Raw genomic sequence first — 18,179 nt, 5'->3', positions numbered from 1 at the left:
GGTGCCCGACTGCTCATGCCAGAGCTGGTGTTCTTCTCCGGAACCATGGACTGCGGGAAGTCGACACTGGCTCTCCAGATCGAGCACAACCGCTCCGCGCGCGGACTGGTGGGCATGATCTTCACCCGTGACGACCGGGCCGGCGAGGGCAAGCTGTCCTCACGCCTCGGCCTGGTGACGGACGCGGTGGAGGTCGAGGACGGCGTGGACCTGTACGCCTACATCGTCGACCACCTCTCGCAGGGCCGGCGCGCGGACTACGTGATCGCGGACGAGGCGCAGTTCCTCGCGCCCGAGCAGATCGACCAGCTCGCGCGCGTGGTCGACGACCTGGAGATGGACGTCTACGCCTTCGGCATCACGACGGACTTCCGCTCCAAGCTGTTCCCCGGGTCCCAGCGCCTGGTCGAACTGGCCGACCGCGTCGAGGTCCTCCAGGTCGAGGCCCTGTGCTGGTGCGGCGCCCGCGCCACCCACAACGCCCGTACCGTGGGCGGCGTCATGGTGGTCGAGGGCGCCCAGGTGTTTGTCGGCGACGTGACCCGTTCCATGGACGAGATCGGCTACGAGGTCCTGTGCCGCCGCCACCACCGCCGCCGCATGACGGCCGCCTCGGCCCGCGCGGCGGCTCTGTCCCCGGACGTACTGCCGGTGACCGCGGACTGACCGAGCGCCCGCGTCCGAGTCCGCGCGGCAGCACACGCCGGGGCACCGCCGCCGGTGCCCCGGCGCTGTCACCGGATGTCCCACCGGTATCACCCTCCTGAGCGACACCAGCCGTCAACACCGCTTGCCGTCCTGCCGTGCTCACCGCGCGCTCCGGATCAGGGCGAACCGGGCCCCCTCCGGATCCGTCACGGTGGACACGCGGCCCTGGGCGGTGTCATGGGCGGGGGTGAGGACCCGGCCGCCGAGGGCGACGAGGTGGGCGGTCGCTTCGTCGGGGTCGGGGACCTCGAAGTATGTCGTCCAGTGCGGGCCCCGGTCGTGGGGCAGGGATCGGCCCACCCCGTGGACCGCGGCGACCGGGCGGCCGTCGAGGTGCAGGGTCACGCGGTCGGTGTGGGCGGAGCCGTCCGGCTTCTGTTCGTAGCCGAACAGCCTGGTGTAGAACGTGGCGGCGCCCGCGGTCTCGTAGGTCAGCAGCTCGTGCCACACCGGGGTGCCGGGCAGTCCGGCGATCTCCGCGCCCGGGTGCGGCCGGGCCCGCAACAGGCCGAAAACCGCGCCCCACGGGTCCGAGCCGATCGTCAGGCGTCCGATGCCTTCCGCGTCCAGCGGCCCCACCCCGATCGTGCCGCCGGACAGCCGTACCGTTTCGGCCGTCAGGTCCACGTCGTCCGAGGCGAGATACGGCGTCCACGCCGCGGTCAGGCGCCGGCCGGGCGGCAGTTGCCCGATGCCGCCCACCTCGCGGCCGTTCAGCAGGGCCCGCACACCGGGGCCGAACCGGCTCGGCCCGGGCTGGAACTCCCAGCCGAAGAGCTCCCCGTAGAAGGCCTGCGCGGCGGCCGTTCCGTGCACCATCAGGCTCACCCGGCACGGTGTGCCCGGCCTGTTCCGGGCGGGTGCCCGGTCGTTCGGGACGCCCGGCTCCGGTGCCTCGGTCATCGTCACCTTCTCCTCGGCCTCCAGGGCCTCTCGACGGCCGCCTCGATTCCGTTCTCCGGACCCCGAGCCGATACGCCGCTCCCGTGTCGGGCACGCTTTTCGAAGATCCGGCACGGCAGGGTCCCGTCCGGAGGGTGCCCGGTGTGTGGTGTCCCGCCCGTTTCGATGCGTTTACCGAAGGATGTCGATCGGCTGTACAGCATGTGGCCGATCCCGTACGCCTCGTGATCGGAAGTGTCCGGCCGAGCAGAGTAGCCCGACCCGGGCGATGCGGCCACCCCATGCGCGAGGATGTGGCCATGAACGCCATCATTTCCGCATCCGATCTCGCGACCGCCCTCGCGGGGCCGCGGCCGCCCGTGCTGCTCGACGTCCGCTGGCAGCTCAGCCTGGCCACGGCGGCCGGCGCGGCACCCTTCGACGGGCGCGCGGCCCACGCGGCCGGGCACATCCCCGGCGCGGTCTTCGTCGACCTGGACCGCGAACTGGCCTCGGCGCCGGGCGGAAGCGGCCGCCATCCGCTGCCCGACCTGGAGGTGTTCGGCGCCGCGATGCGCCGTGCCGGGGTGTCCGCGGCCCGGCCGGTCGTCGTTCTCGACGGCGGACAGGGCTGGGCGGCGGCCCGCGCGTGGTGGCTGCTGCGCTGGACCGGGCACCCCGACGTGCGGGTCCTGGACGGCGGCCTCGCGGCCTGGGAGGGCACCCTGGAGACCGCCGTGCCCGAGCCGGCCGAAGGCGACTTCGTGCCGAAGCCCGGCGCGCTGCCGCTCCTCGACGCCGACGCGGCCGCGGCGCTCGCCCGGTCCGGCGTGCTGCTCGACGCCCGCGCGGGGGAGCGGTACCGGGGCGAGGTGGAGCCGATCGACCCGGTGGGCGGCCACATCCCGGGCGCGCTGTCCGCGCCGACCACCGAGAACGCCGGCCCAGACGGGAAGTTCCTGCCGGCCGGGGAACTCCGGGCGCGGTTCGCGGCGTTGGGCGCGACCGACGGGCGTGACGTCGGCGTCTACTGCGGCTCCGGCGTCTCCGCGGCGCACGAGGTGCTGGCGCTGGCCGTCGCCGGAATCCCGGCGGCCCTGTACGTCGGCTCGTGGTCGGAGTGGTCCTCGGGTCCGTCCCGGCCGGTCGCGGTGGGTCCGGACCCGCAGTGACGGGACGTCAGGCCGCCAGTCGGGAAGATACTCACAACGAGTGACGGGCAGTCAGCCCGAACCGGCGCCGGACCGTCAGGAACCCGGTGGCGGCGCCGGGCACGGCGAAGGGCCGCACCCCACGGGCGCGGCCCTTTCCTCTCGTACTGCGGTGCTGCCGCTGCCTGTTACTCCTGCTTCTTGCGGCGCGTGCCGAACACGATCTCGTCCCAACTCGGTACGGCGGCCCGGCGGCCGGGCCGGACGCCGTCCGCCTCGGCCTGCCGGTCGGTGGCGCCGGTGAGGCGGTCGCGGTGGCTGGTGACGGAGCGCGGCATGAGGACGTCCGCGTAGGCGGAGCCGGCCGAGGCCGCGGGGGCCGGGGGCTCCTCGGCCACCACCAGGTCCTCCTCGGGCTCCTCCACCGGTTCCGGCGCGCGTTCGGGCACCACCAGGTCGCCGCGGAAGCTCGGCACCGCCTCCAGCAGGCTGGTCAGCGTGTCCCGCTCGCCGACGCTCTCCTCGGGGGGCTCGGGCGCCTGCCCCGGCAGCGCCGGACGGTCGCGGTCCCGGTCGAAGGAGCGCTCGCGCGGCAGACGCGCGATGCGCGGCACGAACGGAAAGCTGGGTTCCGGGGAGCCGAGGTCGTCGGACTCGCCGATCAGGGCGCGGGCCTCGTCGTCGACGGCCTGCACCAGACGCCGCGGCGGGTCGTACGTCCAGCTCGCCGAGTGGGATTCGTCCGCGACCCGGTAGACCAGCAGGACCTCCCAGGTGCCGTCGTCGCGGCGCCAGGAGTCCCATTGGGCGGTGTCCTTCTCGGCGCCGCGCAGCAGCAGCCGCTCCTGGACGGTCTCGCCGAGCAGCGGACCGGAGTTCTCGCCGGGGCGGCGTACGGGGGTCTTGCGGGCGCGCTCGGCCATGAAGGCGCGCTCGGCGAGCACGGGGCCCTCGAAGCGCCGTACCCGGTCGACGGGGATGCCGGCGAGCTGGGCGACCTCTTCCGCGGTCGCGCCCGCTCGTATCCGGGCCTGGATGTCGCGGGGGCGGAGATGGCTCTCCACCTCGATCTCGATCTGGCCGAGGCGGGGACGGTCGCCGCGCACCGCGGCGCGAAGACGTTCGTCGATCGGAAGCGTGTACTCCGTGCTGTCCGCAGCCTTGAGCACCAGCCGTGTGCCGTCATTGGAGACGGCCACGACACGCAGTTCGGGCATGGGGACCTCCCGGGTGGTGCCTGCCGACGTCACGTGCGTCGCTGCTTCCGCTAGTCGAGTGTGGCCTGCCCGGGTGCAGCCTGCCACAACCTTGCCGAGTTGCCCGGCGTGTCGGGCACGGGCCCTGGAACGCCGTTATGGCACGGTTACCTGTTTGCAACGCTAAGTGACCAACACCGTCACCCTGTGCAATCAAAGCCCCCTCCCGGCGGTCCAGCATGGTCCCGGACACCCCGAAGGGAGGCCGGGCCCAGGGCTCACAACGGTACTCCATTCGGGCCACGTGCGTGGATGGGCACGCCGCCCGACTTCTTGCCAGAGGCGGTACTCGGCCGCCCCCGTCCGGCTTTTTCGATCATGCCCGTGGGGAACTTCACTTAATCGCCGCAATCGGAACTATCGCTTTCGTCCGTACGTCCCCTTTCTCGTGCGGTCGGCCGATCACCTACGAAAGGTGCGGCCCTGCGGGAAAGATGCGGCTCTGTACGAAAGAGGCAGGCAAGGTCCGGTCATGCGTGAAAGGTCCGACGGTGAGGGTGTGCCGAATACCGGCGAGGAGGTGAGGAGGAGGCGGTTCGACCTGAGCGTCGCCCAGGTCGCGGGCAGCGCCCTGGCGGCGGTGGTCGCCGCGAAACTCGCCTCGTACTTCGGCGTCTACGGCACGATCCTCGGGGCCGGTGTCGTCAGCGTCCTGGCCACCTGCGGCGGTTCGGTCCTGCAGCACTTCTTCCGGCGTACCGGCGAGCAGCTCCGCGGGGTGGGCACCTTCCCGGGCGCCTCCCCCGGTGCGGTCCCGGGCACCTGCGCGGCCGCTTTCCCGGCCGTGTCCCCGGCAGCCGGGCCCGGCCCGGTCCCGGTGGCCGCCCCCGCCGGGCGTGTCCCGCCGCCGGTGGGCGAGTTCGGTGAGGGGACCGTCTACCGGGCCCGGACCAGGAGCTGGAAGCGGCCCGTGGTCGCGGCCGCCCTCGTCTTCGGGGTGACCATGGCCGGAATCACCGCCTACGAGCTGGTGTCGGGCGACAGCTTCAGCGGCGGCAGGGGGACGACGGTCGGCTACGCCGTGACCGGCCACCGCTCGCCCTCCTCCGTGACCCCCGGCGAACACGCTCCCACCTCCTCGCCCTCCCGCACGCCCGGGACCGGGACCGGAACATCGCCGGACGGAGCCGCCTCCGCTCGCCCCGACAGCGGGACCGGGGCGAGCCCCACGCCCGCCCCCGACGCCACGGGGAACAGCGGCGACAACGGAAGCGACACCACGGGGAGCGCGGGCACCGACAGCACAGGGGAGGGCCGGCCCTCCGACTCCGGCACCACGGCCCCGGCGCCCGGCGCGAGCGCTACGGCCCCAGCACCCTCCGCAAGTAGTCGTTCTGGAACAGCCGCTGGGGATCCAGCCGGTCCCGCAGCGCCGTGAACTCCCCGAAGCGCGGGTGAACCGCGGCGAGTTGGCCGGCGTCCCTGGTGTGGATCTTGCCCCAGTGCGGCCTGCCCTCGTACGCGGTGAAGATGCTCTCCGCGGCCGTGAAGTACCGCTGGTAGGGGGTGCCCCGGAACATGTGGACCGCGATGTACGCGCTGTCCCGGCCCGAGGCGGTGGACAGGGTGATGTCGTCGGCGGGCGCGGTGCGCACCTCCACCGGGAAGCTCACCCGCAGTCCGGAGCGGTCGACCATCGCCTTCAGCTCGCGCAGCGCGTCGGCCAGGGCCTCGCGCGGCACGGCGTACTCCATCTCCACGAAGCGCACCCGGCGCGGCGAGGTGAAGACCTTGTAGGGGATGTCGGTGTACGTCCGCGCGGACAGCGCGCGGCTGGAGATCCCGGCGATCGACGGAATGGCGGCGGGCACCGCGCGGCCGACCCAGTTGGCCACCTGGAAGACGCCGTTGGAGAGGAACTCGTCCTCGAACCAGCCGGCCATCCGCCCCACCGGCTGCTCGGGGCCGGCGCTGCGGTTGTTGCGCTTGGTGTTGGTGCTTCCGGTGTGCGGGAACCAGTAGAACTCGAAGTGCTCGTTCTCCGCCCAGAGTTGGTCGAACTCCGCGAGCACCTGATCCAGGCTCATCGGTTCCTCGCGGGCGGTGAGCAGGAAGAGCGGCTCCACCGCGAACGTGAGCGCCGTGACGATCCCCAGCGCGCCCAGGCCGATGCGGGCGGCCGCGAAGACCTCCGGGTTCTCCTTCGCGGAGCAGGTGAGCACCGAGCCGTCCGCGGTGACCAGCTCAAGGCCCTTGATCTGGGCGGCGATCGACGCGGACTCGCGGCCCGTGCCGTGGGTGCCGGTGCTCGTCGCCCCGGCCACCGTCTGCTCCATGATGTCGCCCATGTTGGCGAGCGAGAGGCCCTCCCGCGCGAGAGCGACGTTGAGTCGCTCGAGCGGGGTGCCCGCCTCGACCGTGACCGTCATGGCCTTGCGGTCGACCCCGCGTATGCCGGTCAGCAACCGCGGGCGGATCATGACGCCGTCCGTCGCGGCGATGCTCGTGAAGGAGTGACCGGTGCCGACGGCCTTCACTCGCAGCCCGTCCTCGGCGGCCCCGCGCACGGCGGCGGCGACGTCCGCCACCGTGGCCGGAGTGACCTCCCGCCCGGGACGCGCGGCGACGTTGCCGCCCCAGTTACGCCACGTGCCGTTCTTCGCGCTCGTCGTGCTGCTCAACGAAGCCTCCCCGACGCGGAGCCGGCCTGCTGAGCCGGCGGTACCCGAGGAAACCGACCGCCACCGCGACGGCCCCGGACACCGCCGGAACCCCGTACCCGGCCCGCGCCCCGGCCGCGTCGATCACCCAGCCGGCCACCGAGGAGCCCAGTGCCACCCCGACCGCGAGCCCGGTGCTCACCCAGGTCATGCCCTCGGTCAGGTGCGAGCGTGGTACGTGCTCTTCGACGAGGGCCATCGTCGTGATCATCGTGGGAGCGACGGACAGGCCCGCAACGAACAGCGCCACGGCCAGAAACGGCAGGTTTCCGACCAGTAGGAGGGGGATCATACTCACGGCCATCGTGCAGATGCCCAGCAACCAGCGCCGGGCGGGCGGTCCCGCGAAGCGCAGCAGGCCGAACACGACGCCCGCCGTGCAGGAGCCCGCCGCGTAGAGGGCGAGCACGACGCTCGCGGCGCTCTTGTGCCCCTGCTGCTCGGCGAAGGCGACGGTGACCACGTCGACCGCCCCGAAGATCGTCCCGGTCGCCACGAAGGTCGACACGAGCACCTGGAGCCCGCGCGCACGCAGGGCGGAACCGCCGACGTGGTGCTCGCGCGGGTGCGGCTCGGGCTCGGTGGCGCGCTGGGCGGTCAGCCAGAACACGCCCACCGCCAGGAAGCAGGAGGCCAGCAGCGGCCCCGCCTCCGGGAACCAGACCGTGGACAGTCCGATGGAGACGATCGGCCCGAAGATGAAGCAGGCCTCGTCCACCACCGACTCGAAGGAGTAGGCGGTGTGGAGTTGCGGTGTGCCCCGGTACAGGGCGGCCCAGCGCGCGCGGACCATCGCGCCCAGGCTGGGCACGGTGCCGATCCCGGCCGCGCAGACGAACAGCACCCAGTCCGGCCACCGGAAGTGCGCCGCGCACAGCAGGACCGCCGAGGCGGTCAGCGCGACGAGCGTCGCGGGACGCAGCACCCGGCGCTGCCCGTGCCGGTCGACCAGCCGGGATATCTGCGGGCCGAGGACCGCCGCGGCCAGCGCGATGGTGGCAGACAGCGCGCCCGCGAGTCCGTAGCGCCCGGTGAGCTGGGAGATCATCGTGACCACGCCGATGCCCATCATCGCCAGCGGCATCCGGCCGAGGAAACCAGCGGCGGAGAAACCCTTGGAGCCTGGAGCGGCGAACAGGGCACGGTACGGGCTGGGCACAGGGTCTCCGCGAATCCGGTAAGGCGTGCAGGAAGCTGATACAGCTTACGGACCGGGTGCCCCCGGCGCACCACCCCCTCCGGACTTCCGGACACATCTCTCCACGGACGCCCGCGCAACCTCCCACTCCGGACTCCCGCGCCCCCCGTCTCCGGACTCCCGCGCGCCCCCGTCTCCGGACTCACGCGCGCCCCCGTCTCCGGACTCACGCCCGCGGTCCACTCCGGACTCCCCCGCCCCTGCGGGCCGGGAGCCCGCCCGCCGGTGCGGAGTGGCAGGATCGAGGCATGCCTGACGTGCTCGACGCCACCCCGTACGACGCCCTGCTCCTGCTCTCGTTCGGCGGCCCCGAGGGGCCGGACGACGTGATCCCGTTCCTGGAGAACGTGACGCGTGGGCGGGGCATCCCCACCGAGCGCCTGAAGGAAGTGGGCGAACACTACTTCCAGTTCGGCGGGGTCAGCCCGATCAACGCCCAGAACCGCGCCCTGCTCGACGCGCTGCGCAAGGACTTCGCCGACCACGGCGTCGATCTGCCGGTCTACTGGGGCAACCGCAACTGGGCCCCCTACCTGACGGACACCCTGCGGGACATGGTCCGCGACGGCCGCCGCCGCATCCTGGTCCTGGCCACCAGCGCCTACGCCTCGTACTCCGGCTGCCGCCAGTACCGCGAGAACCTCGCGGACTCCCTCGCCGCCCTCGAGGCCGAGGGCCTGGCCCTGCCGAAGGTCGACAAGCTGCGGCACTACTTCAACCACCCCGGCTTCCTCCAGCCCATGATCGACGGCGTGCTGGAATCGCTCGCCGGCCTTCCCGAGGACGTCCGCGACGGCGCGCACATCGCCTTCTGCACCCACTCGATCCCGGTCTCCGCCGCGGACACCTCCGGCCCGGTCGCGGGCCACGGCGACGGCGGGGCGTACGTCCGGCAGCACCTGGACGTGGCGCGGCTGATCGCCGACGAGGTCCGCGAGCGCACCGGCGTCGACCACCCCTGGCAGCTCGTCTACCAGTCGCGCTCCGGTGCCCCGCACATCCCGTGGCTGGAGCCCGACATCTGCGACCACCTGGAGGAGCGGCACGCCGCCGGGGCCCCGGCCGTCGTCATGGCGCCCATCGGCTTCGTCTCCGACCACATGGAGGTCATGTACGACCTCGACACCGAGGCCACGGCCAAGGCCGCGGAACTCGGCCTTCCGGTGAGCCGCTCCGCCACCGTCGGCGCCGACCCGCGGTTCGCCGCCGCCATCCGCGACCTGATCATGGAGCGGGCCGCCACCGAGCGCGGACAGCGGGTCACGCCGTGCGCCCTGGGCGCGCTCGGAGCGGACCACAACCTCTGTCCGGTGGGCTGCTGCCCGGCCCGTACGCCCCGGCCCGCCGCCGCGGGCGCCGACAGCCCCTACGCGTGAGGAGCCCCGTGACCGACACCCTGCCCGCCGAACTGCTGCAGGTCGCCCGCCAGGCGGCGGCACGCGCCGGAGAGCTGCTGAAGGACGGCCGCCCGGCCGATCTGACGGTGGCCGCCACCAAGTCCAGTCCGATCGACGTCGTCACCGAGATGGACATCGCTGCGGAGAAGCTGATCACCGGCCTGATCGCCGACCGGCGCCCCGACGACGGCCTCCTCGGCGAGGAGGGCGCCTCCGTCGAGGGCACGAGCGGTGTCCGCTGGGTGATCGACCCGCTCGACGGCACCGTGAACTACCTGTACGGACTGCCGACCTGGGCCGTCTCCATCGCCGCCGAGCAGGACGGCGAGGCGGTCGTCGGGGTCGTGGCCGCCCCGATGCGCGGCGAGTCCTTCCACGCCGTGCGCGGCCGCGGCGCCTGGGCGACCGGAACCTGGGCCGGCGAGCGCAAGCTGTCCTGCCGCGCCGCGCCGCCCCTGGACCAGGCCCTGATCGCCACCGGCTTCAACTACGTGGCCGACGTCCGCGCCCACCAGGCCGACGTGGCCCGCCGGCTGATCCCGCTGCTGCGCGACATCCGCCGCAGCGGTTCCGCCGCGGTGGACCTGTGCGACCTGGCGCTGGGCCGCCTTGACGGTTTCTACGAGCGCGGTCTGAACGCGTGGGACTTCGCCGCGGGTGACCTGATCGCCCGGGAGGCGGGCGCCGTGACCGGTGGCCGCCCGGGAGAGCGCCCGTCGCGCGATCTGACGGTGGCGGCCGTCCCGGGCGTCTTCGAGCCCCTCCAGAGCCTCCTGGAGGACCTCGGCGCCTGGCACGACTGAGGCCACGGCAGGACGGCGCCAGGAGCACGGACCGTAGGGTGCCGGGCCACCCACCCCGCGGACCGTAGGGTGCCGGGCCACCCACCCCGCAGACCGTGGGTGCGGGCCCACCTGCCCCCGCCGGTCCCACGCGCCGGCCGCGAGGAAGCCGAAGGGCGCGCCGGTGTCGAGAAGGCGAACGCGCGAAGGCGCGAAGCGCTGAGCACGATCGCCTTCTCGACACCGGCTGAAAGCGCCCGCAGGCGACCGAGCCAAACACACCAGGACCCCGGCGCTGGATTCGCCGGGGTCCTGGTGTGCGCGTGCAGGCTGGTCAGACGCCGGACACGCCGACCTCCACACCGTGTTCGGCGGCGAGGCGGCGCAGGTCGTCGAGTTCGGCCAGCTCGACCTCTACGAGGAAGTCGTCGCCCTCGTCACGAGCCCGGGTCAGATCGGACTCGGTTGCCTTTATGCGCTGCAGAAGTCCTGCGGTGAATGCGTCCATGCTTGCGCCCCCTCGTCCTGGGTCGGTGGGTCGGTGGCACGGGGGTGTGCCGTTCGGAAGGGGCGATCACGTCTCAGCAGGTGCCCGGCGCTGCCCGACCGGGCGGCGACGGCGCTGGACACCCACACCCACTCTGCGGAAGCGGATCGCGGAGTACCGCATGGTGCTGCGGCACATGCAGAGCGTGATCGCGGGGTGTAAACCCGTCCTCCCCCGCCTCTTCGCGGCGGAAACCTCGGCCGACAAGAAAATTCGCAATTCACGGACGCTTCGCCCACAGCTCGCCCGCAGTGCACCGGCCGCTACCACGGCTTACCGCCGACTTATGGTCGAAAAGGGCAGGATGGAAACACACACGAACGAAGACCCTGCCGGCGTGTGCCCCGAGCGGCGCTACGCGGGTGGACACAGGAAGGACATGCGACGTGCGCGTACTCGTCGTCGAGGACGAGCAGCTGCTCGCCGATGCGGTGGCCACCGGACTGCGCCGGGAGGCCATGGCCGTCGACGTCGTGTACGACGGTGCGGCCGCCCTTGAGCGCATCGGCGTCAACGACTACGACGTGGTCGTCCTCGACCGCGATCTTCCGCTGGTGCACGGCGACGACGTCTGCCGCAAGATCGTCGAACTGGGCATGCCCACGCGCGTGCTGATGCTCACCGCCTCCGGTGACGTCAGTGACCGTGTCGAGGGCCTGGAGATCGGCGCCGACGACTATCTGCCCAAGCCCTTCGCGTTCAGCGAGCTGACGGCACGCGTGCGTGCCCTGGGGCGGCGCACCAGCGTGCCCCTGCCGCCCGTTCTGGAGCGCGCCGGGATCAAGCTCGACCCCAACCGCCGTGAGGTCTTCCGCGACGGCAGGGAGGTGCAGCTCGCGCCGAAGGAGTTCGCGGTCCTGGAGGTCCTGATGCGCAGCGAGGGCGCCGTGGTCTCCGCGGAGCAGCTCCTGGAGAAGGCCTGGGACGAGAACACCGACCCGTTCACCAACGTCGTGCGTGTCACGGTGATGACGCTGCGGCGCAAGCTCGGCGAGCCCCCGGTGATCGTCACCGTGCCCGGCTCCGGCTACCGGATCTGAGCCGCCGTGGCCGCGACCCCGGCGCCGCCGCAGGCGCCCCCGAAACCCACCTGGGACCCCAGAAGGCCGGAGCCGGCCTTTCCGTGGCTGCGTCCGACCATCCGGATAAGGCTGACGCTGCTGTACGGCGGCATGTTCCTGATCGCCGGCATCCTGCTGCTGTCGATCATCTACCTGCTTGCCGCGCAGGCACTGCGCACCGGCAACCAACCGCTGTTCAAGATCGTCGACTTCAACGCACTGAGGGTCACCAGCACGGACTGTCCGGGCGTCGACAACGGCAACCTGTCGCTGTCGGAGTTCAACGCCGCGATCAGCGCCTGCATCGACCATCAACGCCAGGCCGCCCTGGACAGCCTGCTCAGCCGCTCGCTGCTCGCCCTGCTCGGTCTCGCCGTGATCGCCTTCGCGTTCGGCTACGCGATGGCCGGCCGTGTGCTGTCCCCGCTCGGCCGGATCACCCGCACCGCCCGCGCGGTGGCCGGCTCCGACCTGTCCCGGCGGATCGAGCTGGACGGCCCGGACGACGAGCTGAAGGAACTCGCGGACACCTTCGACGACATGCTGGAGCGGCTGCAGCGGGCCTTCACCGCCCAGCAACGCTTCGTCGGCAACGCCTCGCACGAGCTGCGCACCCCGCTCGCGATCAACCGCACGCTTCTGGAGGTGCAGCTCTCCGACCCGCACGCGCCGATGGAGCTCCAGCAGCTCGGCAAGACCCTGCTGGCCACCAACGAGCGCAGCGAACAGCTCGTGGAGGGCCTGCTGCTGCTCGCCCGCAGCGACAACCAGATCGTCGAGCGCAAGCCGGTGGATCTCGCGGAGGTCGCTTCGCAGGCCATCGACCAGGTGCGCGGGGAGGCGGAGGCCAAGGGGGTCGTGATCCGCGGCGAGCGCAAGCCGGCGGTGGTCCAGGGCAACGGCGTGCTGCTGGAGCGGATCGCCCTGAACCTGGTGCAGAACGCGGTGCGGTACAACGTGGTCGAGGAGGGCTGGGTGGAGGTCATCACGGACGTGCAGCACGGTCAGGCGATCCTCGTCGTCACCAACACCGGCCCGGTCGTCCCGGCGTACGAGATCGACAACCTCTTCGAGCCCTTCCGGCGGCTGCGCACGGAGCGCACCGGCAGCGACAAGGGTGTCGGCCTCGGTCTGTCCATCGCCCGCTCGGTGGCGAGGGCGCACGGGGGCCATATTTCGGCCCAGCCGCGTGAGGGGGGTGGGCTGGTGATGCGAGTGATGCTGCCGATCTGAGATCATTGCGCCGACACGCGGGGATGTTCGCTTTGCGCTGAAATTCCCGGGAGCGTTCCCGGCTTCATCGTGTGTGATCGATCACATGGGCGGTTTTCCGGCCATCTACTCTGCGTGGTCATGTGAACCCCCAAAATGCCGGAAAAATCCCGGTTTTCAGGGGGCAGGATCACGGGAAGTACACGGTGAGACCGCTTTGGAGCGGGGCATCCGGACCGTGTACGGTCCCGATCGCCATCCAAGCCGATCACTCTTGAGGAGTGCGGTTGGGTGTCGATTGAGTAACAGACCTTGATGTGAGGCAAAATCTCCGCCTCAGGTCGGGCACAAGTCCGGCCTCTCACGCGTTACGTGCGCTGGAGACACCGCATACACCCAGAGGGGGAGAGCGACATGGCAACCGATTACGACACCCCACGCAAGACCGACGACGACGTTGACTCGGACAGCCTGGAAGAGCTGAAGGCCAGGCGGAACGACAAGTCGACGTCGGCCGTCGACGTCGACGAGTTCGAGGCCGCCGAAGGCCTGGAACTGCCCGGCGCGGACCTCTCGAACGAGGAGCTGGCCGTCCGGGTGCTGCCCAAGCAGCAGGACGAGTTCACCTGCATGAGCTGCTTCCTGGTGCACCACCGCAGCCAGCTGGCCCGGGAGAAGAACGGTCAGCCGATCTGCCGCGACTGCGACTGAGGCAGGGTCGGCCGTGACTGGCTCGACCCCTCCTTGGAAGCGCCGCATCCCCCGCGGGGGAGCGGACCCGGGACCGTCCGACGGTCCCCACGGCGCGCGTGACGACGAGCGAGGGCCATCCCGTACCACCGATCCGGACGGATCGGCGGGATCGCCCGCGCTCGCTTCGGTCTTCGGGCGCGGTGACCCCGCCGACCCGGCGGGCGGATCCGCGCCCGCGGCCCGGCGGCAGGCCGCGGCGATCCGGCATCGGGCCCGGAGGGCCGGGAAAGCGGCCAGGAACGGCGCCCGAGTGGGCGGTGGTCACGCCAGGGCGGCCCTTTCGTACCTCACCGACCGCGTCATCGACATGGCCCCGCGGATCCCCGTACGGGACCTCACCACGCTCCGCAGGCAGTTCCCGGACCTCGGAGCGGAACAGCTCGCCGACAAGCTCGTGGCGGGCGCGGCGCACGCCTCCTCCACGGTCGGGGCGGGCGTCGGGGCGGCGGCGATGCTGCCGGTACCGCCCGCGATGCCGACGCAACTGGCGGCGGAGGTCACCGGAGTCGCGGCGATCGAACTCAAGCTGATCGCGGAACTCCACGAGGTGTACGGGGCGCGGCCCCCCGGAAATCTGAAGGCCCGCAGTACCGCGTATCTGGCCGCCTGGTCGCACGAGCGCAAGATCGACGTGCGGAACCCGACGACGATCGACATTGCCCTCGGGGGCCGGGTGAAGCGCCAGCTCCGCCGGCAGATCATGAAGCGGACGGCGCGGGGCCTGCCCAAGCTGACGCCCTTCATGGTGGGCGCCGCGGCCGGAGCCGTCATGAACCGGCGCGAGACCAGAAGGCTCGCCGCCCGCATCCGCTCGGACCTCCGCAAGGGCCAGGTCCCGTGGGACGAACTGCCCCCGCTGCCGCGTCTGGAGTCGGCCGGGCACCCGATGCGGCTCCAGGACACCGACGACGATTCGGACGGTCCCGGCACCACCGGCGGCTCCGGAGAGCCTGAGAACTGACCTGGCCGCCGCCCAGGAATCACCTGTACGAAGCCGCGCGGCCGCGGCCTGGACCGCGTCGCGGGCGTTACGCGGCCTCGGCCTCCGCGGCGGCCCGCGCCGTACGCAGCGCCTCGGCCAGCCGCTCCGGCTCCCGCGTCGACAGGTACAGGTAGGGCGTGGGGTCCTCGGGGTCGGTGACGATGACCCGCAGCGCCCCGGGGATGTAGGCACGCAGCAGCAGGAAGGCGCGGGTGTCGGCCTTGTGGGTGCGCCAGGCGCGCGCCTCCTCCGCGTCCAGCACCTCCGTCTCGCCGAGTGCCGCGACCGGGATCTTCGCCTCGCCCGCGATCAGCAGGCCGCCCACGACCCGGATCCGCGGCGAGCCGTAGGAGCTCGCCACGACCGCCGACGCCGCGGTGCCGCCGACCAGGCCGCCCAGCATCGGCAGGGTGCCGAAGGGGAGCAGGACCAGGGCGCAGGAGATGCCCATCAGAAGGCTGATCAGCCACCAGGAACGGGGCGCGGTGAGGCGTTCTTCGTACGGCTGGGCGGAGAGCTGCATGAACCAAGCTTGGCACGGTGTCGGGCGCACGCCGACGCGCGGGTAAGGTCTGCGCCTGTGAGTGGTAGTTCCGCAGCTCTTCAGCCCCCGCCCGACGCCGTGGCCCCGGTCCGGCACCCCGACGCCCCCGCCCCCGGCGAACTCCTCGGCTCGCACTACGCGGAGTGCTTCGGCTGCGGCGGGGAGCAGCCGCACGGGCTGCACCTCCAGGCGCGGGCCGGGGACGGCGTCGCCATCACCGCCGAGTTCACCGTGCAGCCCGCCCACCAGGGCGCGCCCGGCCTGGCCCACGGCGGGGTCCTCGCGACCGCCCTCGACGAGGCCCTCGGCTCGCTGAACTGGCTGCTGCGGACGATCGCCGTGACCGGGCGACTGGAGACGGACTACGTGCGCCCGGTGCCGGTCGGCACCACCCTGCATCTGGACGCCGAGGTCACCGCCGTGGCCGGACGGAAGATCTACTCCAGGGCCACCGGACGCGTCGGCGGTCCCGACGGGCCGGTCGCCGTCCGCGCCGAGGCCCTGTTCATCGAGGTCAAGGTCGACCACTTCGTAGACCACGGCCGCGAGCAGGAGATCCAGGCCGTCATGAACGACCCCGACCAGGTCCGGCGCGTCCGCGCCTTCGAGGTGAACCCGTGAGCCGTGAGCCCCTGAACGTGCTGATCCGGCGTGTCGACGCCGACGTACCGCTTCCGGCGTACGCGCGACCCGGTGACGCGGGCGCCGATCTGTGCACCACTGTGGCGTGCGAACTGGCGCCGGGGGAGCGGGCGGTACTGCCCACGGGTGTGTCTGTCGCGCTCCCCGAGGGGTACGCGGCCTTCGTGCACCCGCGATCCGGACTCGCCGCCCGCTGCGGTGTCGCCCTCGTGAATGCCCCGGGGACGGTTGATGCCGGGTACCGTGGGGAGATCAAGGTGATCGTGGTGAATCTCGACCCGCGCGAGTCCGTGCGGTTCGAGCGCTTCGACCGGATTGCCCAACTGGTCGTCCAGCAGGTCGAGAGGGTCCGCTTCCAGGAGGTGGCGGAGCTTCCCGGCTCGGCGCGGGCCGAGGGGGGCTTCGGGTCCACCGGCGGCCACGCCGCCGTGGACGGCGCGAGCGGCACGAACGGCCGGTCCGCCGTGGGCGGACCGGCGGGTGGGAATCGATACGCTTCGGTCGTATCCGACCGGGAAGGACAGTGACGTGTTCGGACGTCGCAAGAAGAAGGATGCCGCCGAGGACGCGGCCGGCGAGACCGAGCAGGTCGTCGACAGCGTCGACACCGAGGCGGACGTGGAGGGCGAGCGCGAGCGCGTGCGGCTCGAGCCCGGACCGCGGCCCGACGGGCCCTGGGACAGCTCCGAGGTGCGCGAGCCGGCCGAGGGCCGCGTGGACCTCGGCGGGATGTTCGTCCCGGGTGTCGAGGGCATGGAACTGCGGGTCGAGGTCGCGGGCGACGCGATCGTCGCGGCGACCGTCGTCCTGCACGACAGCGCCATCCAGTTGCAGGCCTTCGCCGCGCCCAAGCGCGAGGGCATCTGGGGCGAGGTGCGCGAGGAGATCGGCAGCGGCATCACCCAGCAGGGCGGCATCGTCGACGAGGTCGAGGGGCCGCTGGGCTGGGAGCTGCGCGCGCAGGTGCCGGTGCAGCTGCCGGACGGCACGGGCGGCTACCAGGTCGTGCGTTTCGTCGGCGTGGACGGTCCCCGCTGGTTCCTGCGCGGGGTGATCTCCGGGCAGGGCGCGGTGCAGCCGCAGGCGGCCGGACTGCTCGAGCAGATCTTCCGGGACACCGTCGTGATCCGCGGCGAGGGCCCGATGGCGCCCCGCGACCCGATCGTCCTGAAGCTGCCGAACGACGCGCAGATGGTGCCCGAGGGCGTCCAGCAGGACGAGGGCCAGTCCCGCTTCTCCGGCGGAATGGGCCAGCTCCAGCGCGGACCGGAGATCACCGAGGTCCGCTGACCGCGGTCAGCCGGACACCGTCCTCTCATCGACAGGACCCAGGGCCGTACCTCCGGGGGTGCGGCCCTTCGCCGTGCGGGGACTCTCCGCGGTCCCGGCCGGAAACCTTCGCGGACGTCCGTCCGTTTGGATATTGAACGGACGGGCGCGGCTGGTGATACTGGCGCCCTGTCCAACGGGGGCGTGAACGGGGAGGGCACATGAGCCAGGTGATCACCGAGACCATGGTGCGCGTGGAGGACGTGCACAAGTCCTACGGGCAGGGGGAGGCCGCCGTGCACGCCCTGCGCGGGGTCTCCTTCGAGGTCCCGCGGGGCGAGCTGGTCGCCCTCAAGGGCCGCTCGGGCTCCGGCAAGACCACGCTGCTGAACATCGTCGGCGGGCTCGACGAGCCGGACCGCGGACGGGTCCACGTCGACGGCAGCGACCTGTCCGAACTCGGCGAGGAGGGCCTCCTCGCCCTGCGCCGGGACCACGTCGGGTTCGTCTTCCAGTCCTTCGGGCTCATCCCGATCCTCACCGCCGCGGAGAACGTCGGCGTGCCGATGCGGCTGCGCCGCGCCGATCCGCGCGTCCGGGAGGAGCGCGTCGAGCTGCTGCTGTCCCTGGTCGGCCTCGCCGACCACGCCCGGCAGCGGCCCGGTGAGCTCTCCGGCGGCCAGCAGCAGCGCGTGGCCATCGCCCGCGCCCTCGCCAACGAGCCGGCGCTCCTGATAGCCGACGAGCCGACCGGCCAGCTCGACGCGGAGACCGGCCACGCCGTGATGGAGCTGCTGCGCGCCGTCGTCCGCAGCGAGCGGGTCACCGCACTGGTCGCCACCCACGACGCGACCTTGCTGGACCTCGCCGACCGGGTGCTGGAGCTGCGCGACGGCAGGATCGTCGAATCATGACGCCCTGACATCCTGAGTCCTGACGCCTTGACGCGCCGATCCCTTATGCCGTACGGCCGTGACGCCGTCGTATCGCCGTGGCGCGATTCCGTCCCGGCGCCGCGCACGTCGGGGGTCGTGTCCGTCAGGGTTGCGTCAAAGACGGCCATCCGCCCCCGCGCGACCCCTTATGTCGCGATTATCGGCCGTAAGGTCGACGCGGCATACGCAGCCGTGACGGG

Annotated in this window: 19 protein-coding genes; 13 read left to right on the top strand and 6 right to left on the bottom strand. The window is 72.2% G+C overall.

All coding sequences use genetic code 11. The features are described 5' to 3' along the window. Positions 1-15 precede the first annotated feature (15 nt). Entirely contained in the window at positions 16-666 is a 651-nt protein-coding gene (locus ACIP4X_RS30510; protein WP_100570664.1) for a thymidine kinase, read from the top strand. 141 nt (positions 667-807) lie between these two features. Here ACIP4X_RS30510 and ACIP4X_RS30505 read toward each other — a convergent pair whose 3' ends face one another. Beyond that, positions 808-1,611, bottom strand: a complete 804-nt coding sequence (locus tag ACIP4X_RS30505) for a VOC family protein (RefSeq protein WP_358737067.1) — start codon at positions 1,609-1,611, stop codon at positions 808-810. Between the two features lie 299 nt (positions 1,612-1,910). On the opposite strand from ACIP4X_RS30505, the gene ACIP4X_RS30500 reads away from it, so the two are divergent. Beyond that, positions 1,911-2,762: a sulfurtransferase gene (locus ACIP4X_RS30500; protein WP_358737069.1), complete on the top strand. Its 852-nt coding sequence runs from the start codon at positions 1,911-1,913 to the stop codon at positions 2,760-2,762. Between the two features lie 167 nt (positions 2,763-2,929). Here the strand turns inward: ACIP4X_RS30500 and sepH are convergent, their stop codons facing one another. Continuing rightward, positions 2,930-3,958 (bottom strand): septation protein SepH, encoded by a 1,029-nt coding sequence (gene sepH, locus ACIP4X_RS30495; protein WP_358737070.1) that lies wholly within the window; start codon positions 3,956-3,958, stop codon positions 2,930-2,932. A 511-nt stretch (positions 3,959-4,469) separates the two neighbouring features. On the opposite strand from sepH, the gene ACIP4X_RS30490 reads away from it, so the two are divergent. Further along, positions 4,470-5,375 (top strand): hypothetical protein, encoded by a 906-nt coding sequence (locus tag ACIP4X_RS30490; protein ID WP_391457298.1) that lies wholly within the window; start codon positions 4,470-4,472, stop codon positions 5,373-5,375. Here ACIP4X_RS30490 and ACIP4X_RS30485 read toward each other — a convergent pair. Next, complete coding sequence (locus ACIP4X_RS30485; RefSeq protein WP_401351446.1) at positions 5,299-6,618, bottom strand: D-arabinono-1,4-lactone oxidase; 1,320 nt, start codon at positions 6,616-6,618, stop codon at positions 5,299-5,301. The genes ACIP4X_RS30490 and ACIP4X_RS30485 overlap by 77 nt on opposite strands. Continuing rightward, positions 6,578-7,816, bottom strand: coding sequence for an MFS transporter (locus tag ACIP4X_RS30480; protein ID WP_358737075.1), 1,239 nt, complete (start codon positions 7,814-7,816; stop codon positions 6,578-6,580). The genes ACIP4X_RS30485 and ACIP4X_RS30480 overlap by 41 nt, the downstream gene beginning before the upstream one ends. Before the next feature lie 287 nt (positions 7,817-8,103). Between ACIP4X_RS30480 and ACIP4X_RS30475 the strand changes: the two genes are divergently transcribed. Both ACIP4X_RS30475 and ACIP4X_RS30470 read left to right on the top strand, forming a co-directional pair. Beyond that, a complete protein-coding gene (locus tag ACIP4X_RS30475) occupies positions 8,104-9,231 on the top strand; it encodes a ferrochelatase (RefSeq protein ID WP_358737077.1) in 1,128 nt (375 codons plus the stop codon). 8 nt (positions 9,232-9,239) lie between these two features. After that, entirely contained in the window at positions 9,240-10,055 is an 816-nt protein-coding gene (locus tag ACIP4X_RS30470; RefSeq protein ID WP_358737079.1) for an inositol monophosphatase family protein, read from the top strand. A 313-nt stretch (positions 10,056-10,368) separates the two neighbouring features. On the opposite strand, the gene ACIP4X_RS30465 is transcribed toward ACIP4X_RS30470, so the two are convergent. Next, positions 10,369-10,542 (bottom strand): hypothetical protein, encoded by a 174-nt coding sequence (locus ACIP4X_RS30465; RefSeq protein ID WP_019981855.1) that lies wholly within the window; start codon positions 10,540-10,542, stop codon positions 10,369-10,371. Between the two features lie 425 nt (positions 10,543-10,967). Here ACIP4X_RS30465 and ACIP4X_RS30460 point away from each other — a divergent pair, with 425 nt between their 5' ends. The 4 genes from ACIP4X_RS30460 to ACIP4X_RS30445 all read left to right on the top strand — a co-directional run bounded on the left by ACIP4X_RS30460 (position 10,968) and on the right by ACIP4X_RS30445 (position 14,568). Then, on the top strand, positions 10,968-11,621 hold the full coding sequence (locus tag ACIP4X_RS30460; RefSeq protein WP_028424348.1) for a response regulator transcription factor: 654 nt from the start codon (positions 10,968-10,970) through the stop codon (positions 11,619-11,621). 6 nt (positions 11,622-11,627) lie between these two features. Beyond that, positions 11,628-12,875, top strand: a complete 1,248-nt coding sequence (locus tag ACIP4X_RS30455) for a HAMP domain-containing sensor histidine kinase (protein ID WP_358737082.1) — start codon at positions 11,628-11,630, stop codon at positions 12,873-12,875. Between the two features lie 393 nt (positions 12,876-13,268). Continuing rightward, complete coding sequence (locus tag ACIP4X_RS30450; RefSeq protein WP_005481602.1) at positions 13,269-13,565, top strand: DUF4193 domain-containing protein; 297 nt, start codon at positions 13,269-13,271, stop codon at positions 13,563-13,565. A gap of 13 nt (positions 13,566-13,578) precedes the next feature. Continuing rightward, complete coding sequence (locus tag ACIP4X_RS30445) at positions 13,579-14,568, top strand: hypothetical protein (RefSeq protein WP_358737084.1); 990 nt, start codon at positions 13,579-13,581, stop codon at positions 14,566-14,568. Between the two features lie 67 nt (positions 14,569-14,635). Here ACIP4X_RS30445 and ACIP4X_RS30440 read toward each other — a convergent pair whose 3' ends face one another. Then, positions 14,636-15,112 (bottom strand): DUF3093 domain-containing protein, encoded by a 477-nt coding sequence (locus tag ACIP4X_RS30440; protein WP_358737086.1) that lies wholly within the window; start codon positions 15,110-15,112, stop codon positions 14,636-14,638. 57 nt (positions 15,113-15,169) lie between these two features. Between ACIP4X_RS30440 and ACIP4X_RS30435 the strand changes: the two genes are divergently transcribed. The 4 genes from ACIP4X_RS30435 (at position 15,170) to ACIP4X_RS30420 (ending at position 17,958) form a co-directional block, all read left to right on the top strand. Next, positions 15,170-15,754: a PaaI family thioesterase gene (locus ACIP4X_RS30435; protein ID WP_358737087.1), complete on the top strand. Its 585-nt coding sequence runs from the start codon at positions 15,170-15,172 to the stop codon at positions 15,752-15,754. Beyond that, the gene (gene dut / locus ACIP4X_RS30430) at positions 15,751-16,302 is read left to right on the top strand and encodes a dUTP diphosphatase (protein ID WP_358737089.1); all 552 of its coding nucleotides are present in this window, start codon (positions 15,751-15,753) and stop codon (positions 16,300-16,302) included. Before ACIP4X_RS30435 ends, dut begins: the two co-directional genes overlap by 4 nt. 1 nt (position 16,303) lies before the next feature. After that, positions 16,304-17,065 carry a DUF3710 domain-containing protein gene (locus ACIP4X_RS30425; RefSeq protein ID WP_358737091.1) on the top strand — a complete coding sequence of 254 codons (762 nt, stop codon included), beginning with the start codon at positions 16,304-16,306 and terminating at the stop codon, positions 17,063-17,065. Positions 17,066-17,265: 200 nt separating this feature from the next. Beyond that, positions 17,266-17,958: an ABC transporter ATP-binding protein gene (locus ACIP4X_RS30420; protein WP_358737093.1), complete on the top strand. Its 693-nt coding sequence runs from the start codon at positions 17,266-17,268 to the stop codon at positions 17,956-17,958. Positions 17,959-18,179: the final 221 nt, after the last annotated feature.

Origin of the sequence: Streptomyces sp. NPDC088817 (assembly GCF_044750345.1) — a bacterium.
In the GTDB taxonomy this organism is placed as follows: Bacteria; Actinomycetota; Actinomycetes; order Streptomycetales; family Streptomycetaceae; genus Streptomyces.
Note: the sequence above shows the minus strand (reverse complement) of the source record. Positions and strands in the feature narration are given on the sequence as shown.

What these genes read in the sequence shown, in the direction of transcription:
- ACIP4X_RS30490 (WP_391457298.1), top strand. Translation starts at nt 4,470, where the DNA reads ATGCGTGAAAGGTCCGACGGTGAGGGTGTGCCGAATACCGGCGAGGAG.
- ACIP4X_RS30420 (WP_358737093.1), top strand. Translation starts at nt 17,266, where the DNA reads ATGAGCCAGGTGATCACCGAGACCATGGTGCGCGTGGAGGACGTGCAC.
- ACIP4X_RS30500 (WP_358737069.1), top strand. Translation starts at nt 1,911, where the DNA reads ATGAACGCCATCATTTCCGCATCCGATCTCGCGACCGCCCTCGCGGGG.
- ACIP4X_RS30450 (WP_005481602.1), top strand. Translation starts at nt 13,269, where the DNA reads ATGGCAACCGATTACGACACCCCACGCAAGACCGACGACGACGTTGAC.
- ACIP4X_RS30465 (WP_019981855.1), bottom strand. Translation starts at nt 10,542, where the DNA reads ATGGACGCATTCACCGCAGGACTTCTGCAGCGCATAAAGGCAACCGAG.
- ACIP4X_RS30510 (WP_100570664.1), top strand. Translation starts at nt 16, where the DNA reads ATGCCAGAGCTGGTGTTCTTCTCCGGAACCATGGACTGCGGGAAGTCG.
- ACIP4X_RS30505 (WP_358737067.1), bottom strand. Translation starts at nt 1,611, where the DNA reads ATGACCGAGGCACCGGAGCCGGGCGTCCCGAACGACCGGGCACCCGCC.
- ACIP4X_RS30440 (WP_358737086.1), bottom strand. Translation starts at nt 15,112, where the DNA reads ATGCAGCTCTCCGCCCAGCCGTACGAAGAACGCCTCACCGCGCCCCGT.
- sepH (WP_358737070.1), bottom strand. Translation starts at nt 3,958, where the DNA reads ATGCCCGAACTGCGTGTCGTGGCCGTCTCCAATGACGGCACACGGCTG.
- ACIP4X_RS30475 (WP_358737077.1), top strand. Translation starts at nt 8,104, where the DNA reads ATGCCTGACGTGCTCGACGCCACCCCGTACGACGCCCTGCTCCTGCTC.